General features: G+C 38.6%; 3 protein-coding genes. 2 read left to right on the forward strand and 1 reads right to left on the reverse strand.

The genetic code is table 11. The features are described from left to right. The first annotated feature begins 19 nt into the window (after window positions 1-19). A complete protein-coding gene (locus tag IJ00_RS26850) occupies window positions 20-307 on the forward strand; it encodes a hypothetical protein (RefSeq protein ID WP_052754582.1) in 288 nt (95 codons plus the stop codon). Between the two features lie 279 nt (window positions 308-586). Next, the gene (locus tag IJ00_RS26855; protein ID WP_035160047.1) at window positions 587-3,538 is read left to right on the forward strand and encodes a hypothetical protein; all 2,952 of its coding nucleotides are present in this window, start codon (window positions 587-589) and stop codon (window positions 3,536-3,538) included. A 4-nt stretch (window positions 3,539-3,542) separates the two neighbouring features. Here the strand turns inward: IJ00_RS26855 and IJ00_RS29355 are convergent, their stop codons facing one another. Then, window positions 3,543-3,719 (reverse strand): hypothetical protein, encoded by a 177-nt coding sequence (locus IJ00_RS29355; protein ID WP_168163553.1) that lies wholly within the window; start codon window positions 3,717-3,719, stop codon window positions 3,543-3,545. Between the last annotated feature and the right edge of the window lie 1,813 nt (window positions 3,720-5,532).

Raw genomic sequence — 5,532 nt, forward strand, 5'->3', positions numbered from 1 at the left:
AGTGAAGGCAAAACTAATCATGTCACAAAATTCTATTTCCCGCTATCTGATACAGGCTAGCGAAGATATCGATTTCATCTATCAGTGCTTAGACCTACTCACCCATACCGCAAACTCTTGCAATGGTTATGAGCGTGAGAATGTAGACCGTGTTCACCTCATGATTGAGTTACACCGTTGCATGGTCGATGGTAGCCTTGAAGAGTTACGTGGAACCATCAGACATCTTAAGCAAGAATGCAAGTCTGAATCCAAGTCACAGAAAAGCTTACAGACATTACAAACCAATCAAATAAATAGGGAGTAAATAACCACGGTTAACTCTTGCGTACCCAATCGCAACGGTTAACCATTGCATCACTCATCTTTGCAATATTGCAAGGATGAGTAATTTCACTGTATTGCAAACATACTGATAGAAAAAGCTACCATCGCTAGTGAGTTATATAGTTATATAGATATATAGTGAAATTACTAGACTTATTACCAGATAAGCGTTATACCTATTTAACATATTGCGTAGTTTATCCGTATCGATGTAATCACTACGTACAATAAGTATTTAATTACACTGAAAGATTGATTTATGTTCTATCTAAGCGCCGATGGCTACAACTACCAGCACCCAATCAATGACCCCCAAGGTCAAAACGCCTATCTACCACTGGAGATTGATACCGAGTACACACATCCCAAATGGAATATCCATAATCCCAGTAAGGTAGTGTGCATTAACCTAACCGTCCAAATGCGCGCTATTGGCATGGATGTAGGCTTGACTTATGACCATCCAGAAAATCCCCTAAAAAGACGGTATAAGCCACTAATGACTTGTTTTGCTCCAATCGACTATCTACGCGATAACGGCTACAGTGTAGAGCTTAGTAGACCGTCCAAAATAAATAACGCGATAGATTTACCATGGATTCAGGTAGACCTATTCGCGTTTTTCGCCCTTGCGGAGCTTTTACGTGTTGTAGAAGGTAAATATAGGACTGATATCCTGAGTTTTATAACGACCTCAAACAATGAAGGCATTGAGCAAGGTAGACGGCTTAGAACATTCACTAAAGCAGGCAACCAATATTTAAATTGGATTGAACTACCGTGGCTTTTAAAAGTGAACGGCTACGAGTATAGAGTTAGGTGTTGTATCCACGATACCTGTGCCGTTCAGGGTGTAAGTAGTTACGCAAGCTTTTGCGCTAATTCCAATATCATCCTACCATACAAAGATAACTTTAATCCAGAGGAAAAAAGCAGAATGGATGATATGTATATTGAACGTCCCGATGATTTTAGAGATTATGCATTAGGCGACTTGTACAACTATCCGGCACTGCAAAATCACGCCCAACAATTCAAGGATATTTATGAGGAATTGGGAGTTGAAAAATACTATGAATCTCCACGCTTAACAGTTGGTGCAACTGTCTGTAAATTAATCGAAGCTACACTACTACAGATATTCAAAGCTGATAAAGGTGATAGGAATCCTATTAACGCATTTTGTAAACCTGCTAGTGCAGATAGTCTGAAGAGAATCACTCGTACAACAGCTTGGATGAATGCAAAAGTTGATGGTGGGAGATGTAGGAATAATCGACCTACCACTACAACTATCAAAGGTGTTTTGTGTGATATCGATATCTCCAGTTGTTATGGTGAGGGATTGCGTTCACAAATTTACCCTATGGGTATTCCTGTGATTATTGACTATCCGATGAATACCCCTAACAACCAATATGAGACTTTAAAATCATTCCTAGGAAAATATAGACGTAAATTAGTACCTGGATTATGGCAAGCAAGAGTGTCATTAAGAGAAGGGTATAAGCTTGAAAATTCACAGGATTTTTTTTCATCTTGGTTCCCTCCAAATGACCCCACAAAGATGCCTACTGATAGTGACTTCTCTGAAACAGACCAATGGTGGGAAGTTGAGAATGTAGGTGACATCAAAATTTTAAACAATGAAATAACTCATGCAATCCTCACACATGATGGACTGCAATGGATAGAGAATATAGCAGGAAAAAGACTCAAGACAGAACTGTTAAATAACCTAGTAGTTGAAACAGCAATGTATTATCCTAACTGTGAACGGGTAAACAGTGTTGATGAGTTATTGGAAGCTCATAAGTCGCATAATGGAAGGAATACGTGTGAAGTTAAAGTTAAAAATACTCGTAGTCGTAAGATATCCATAGAGCAAGAGTGTCACCGATGGATAGGGGTGAATTTTGGGGACTTGTTAATCGATAAATTACTGCTAAAACGTCGTCAATACCCTAAAGAAAATCCCATGAATACCAAGTACAAACTGTGCGTTAACACGGTTTATGGTGATATGGTTAGTCCATTTTTTACCATTGGTAACGTCGTGGTAGGGAATAATATTACAGCTAGGGCAAGGGCACTAGTTTGGTACATGGAAAAAGGATTCCATGGTATGCAAACTATTACAGATGGTTGTGTTTTCGATTTAAATCGTGTTTTGTACCCTAGAGATAATCGCAAAATTAATGGCTCAATGGTGGTCAATCTCTATGCGGATAATAAGCTATCTCATCACACTTTTAAACCGCTATCCTACAACGATGATTTATCTGTTACAGTTAAATCATATGAGTTAGGTTATGATAATACTGGGAGAATTGACTTATTAGCTGACTTTGGGGATGACGTTGAACCGGAATTCATTGATGAACCGATTAAATGGATTAATGAGCGTGCAATGGTACATCTTAGAAACTTGTTTCCTGAAGTGGATGTTTTGCACGGGTTGAGTAAAGACTTATATGGAAATTTGCGGCAAGGTTTATTTGAGTTTGAAGCTAAAGGCTTTTTTAATAGTGGTAGTTTCCACGGTTCAGCTAACTACTCACTACAAGCTAAATATAAACCAACAAAATATGCAATGAGGTCGTACTCTAAAAACGGATGTAAGAGTATCGATAGCAGCAGTGAAAATCCGAACGACCTATATATAGATAGTGAGGATGAAAAACCATCTGAAAATTTCCTTAATCAGCTATATAATCCTGAGAGATTAACTCGCAGTCCTGTATATATAAAGAGTAGAATTTTGAAGATAGGCGACTATCGCAAGAATATTCGTAAGTGGCGTGATAGTAATGTCTATCCTGGTTGTACAGTTGAAAGTGCTGCTTTACTGCATGAGTTTAGCTTGTCACAATTTACTTTCAAAACCTACGACCAATACAAAGGATGGAGGCGGGAGTATGAATCATTGGGGAGACGTTATAACCAAAGTTATGAGATGTTTTTCCTGAATGAGGATGGTACGCTTAACTACCAATTAATGATTGAGACTATCGATGCTGCTATCAGGAATGGTGATAAATGTCTTTTTGATGGGTTGGATAAACATCAAGCAAATTTGTATAGGAAGTACATACAGCACTGCAATGGTGACAAGCTTGAACTGACAAACAGACAGCTTGAAATCAGATACTATCCAGACGGTGAGGAATTCATTCTCAAAGGTCAAAACGTAGATACAGCAATGAATTGACAACCTATGATTTATCTGTTACAGTTAATTCATAGTTAACCGGGCGAGATGAATCAGTCATGGTGGTTGAATCCAAGAAGCGTGGACGCGGGCGACCTACCGGAATCCCTAGGGAAGGTAAGTATGGTACAGGCATAGAAACCAAGGTCGTAAGAGTGCCTGTAACGGTCGCAAATAACATCAAGGATATATTGGACAGTTTTGAGCAAATAAAGGTGTTAGTGGACTCTTGGGACGTAATGGTGGATGACGCGGCTAGCAAGTCGTCTAAAGGTAAACCATCCCCAAGATATGAGAAGGCGATACAGCTACTCAGCGAGCTGAGAGAATATCTGGGAGAGTGACCAGTAGGTGTTTAAAACGGTAATTAATAGAAAATAAGTTTAAAAACTAATCATAGTAAGAGGTCTATAACATTCAGAATTCATTTTTCTGATTTTTATAGACCTTTAGGTTTAACAGTAATTGTCTAAAAATTGTAATTTTTGACGGTTATACAAAAAGATAGGGTGTTAGTTTAACAGTAATTACCCAAAGATTGGTGAGTCTAGTTAACAGTTATTTGACTAGGTTTTTTGTATGGTCATCTGGTCAGGTCACGTGGTCAATAGGTTTTCAGGTTATCTGGTCAGGTCATCTGGTCATCTGGTCAGGTCATCTGGTCATCTGGTCAGGTCATCTGGTCACATGGTCAGGTCACGTGGTCATGCAATGGTCATGCAATGGTCGTAAGGTCTAACTTACTTCCCAACTTCCCAACTAGTTACTTCCGTTGCGGAAGTGGAAGTGGAAGTAATGCCATTGCAACAGGATTAAGTTCCGAGGTTCCCAAGTTCCATTTCAAGCTAGTTAGAACTTAATCGGGAACCTTGATGATGAGTCTGAGTTTTTGAAAACTGGAAATGTGATGTGAATCCTGTACTAGTACAATGTTGTTTTTCGGAGTACCGAAAAACGGTTTATTACTGGGGGTGATGCAAGGCTTATTCCCCAGTATAAGGGCAAATGCATCAACATTTTTTTTTTGCCCGCTCACAGCAAGGCTTCCAGCGATTGAGTTTTCCCCCAAAACTGCTTAACATTTGGTTACAATCGACTTTTGGAAGATTCAGGCTTGACAATTACTATCAATAACAACCTACTATTTTTGTACTAGTCACCCGGTTAATAATGACAATATTCTCAATAATTCAGCTCGTGTTGCACTGCTAAAAACCTCGGTTCCACGTTGGAACTAAAAACCATCAATTTTTGCACCCGGATAGATTTACCTCCCCAGTAAATGTTTGCAAATTTTTGGAAATGAAATCTTATACTGTATAAGTTTTTTCCTTAAATGTATGTTCTTATACATTACCAGCTTAGAAAAACAACAATTTTTCCACACGGACAACTCTAATTAGTCCTGCAAATGTTCGCAAACGTTTAGATGCTAGTTGAATTTAATATTTCTTTGAATAGTTAACTAGTCCCCCGAATAATACTTCCTAAAAAACGGCACTTTTACAAACAATCGCTAGGGTAAGGAGTATAACGGCATACCTTAAGGAGTCCCCCTAAGCGTTATAAGCATTCCTGAACCCATGGATACTTAAAAAGTATCCTCAAATGTACAACCCTAAAAAACTCTAACCACTAAGGATTCTAGAAGGGTTCAACCTTCCTAGAAATATTCATGGCTACACGTCGTATAAATCCATAAACGATATGGTGCAAACATATAGGTTTTTTACTGTAATCATTTACAAACTTATTTACTTATCCCAGACTTACTAAGTTAGTAAGTTGGACTTGCCATGGATGCAACACTTGCAACACCTATAGGACTTGTGAAGATATCCAAGATAGTGGTAGAACTGTGTACGTATAATAACGCCCCCAAGTCAAGCGATTGTCGGTCGCAAGACTTAGAGGACTTCCACACACTGTACTAGCAGTGAAGGCAAAACTAATCATGTCACAAAATTCTATTTCCCGCTATCTGATACAGGCTA

The sequence above is a fragment of the Calothrix sp. 336/3 genome, assembly GCF_000734895.2.
Taxonomy (GTDB): Bacteria; Cyanobacteriota; Cyanobacteriia; order Cyanobacteriales; family Nostocaceae; genus 336-3.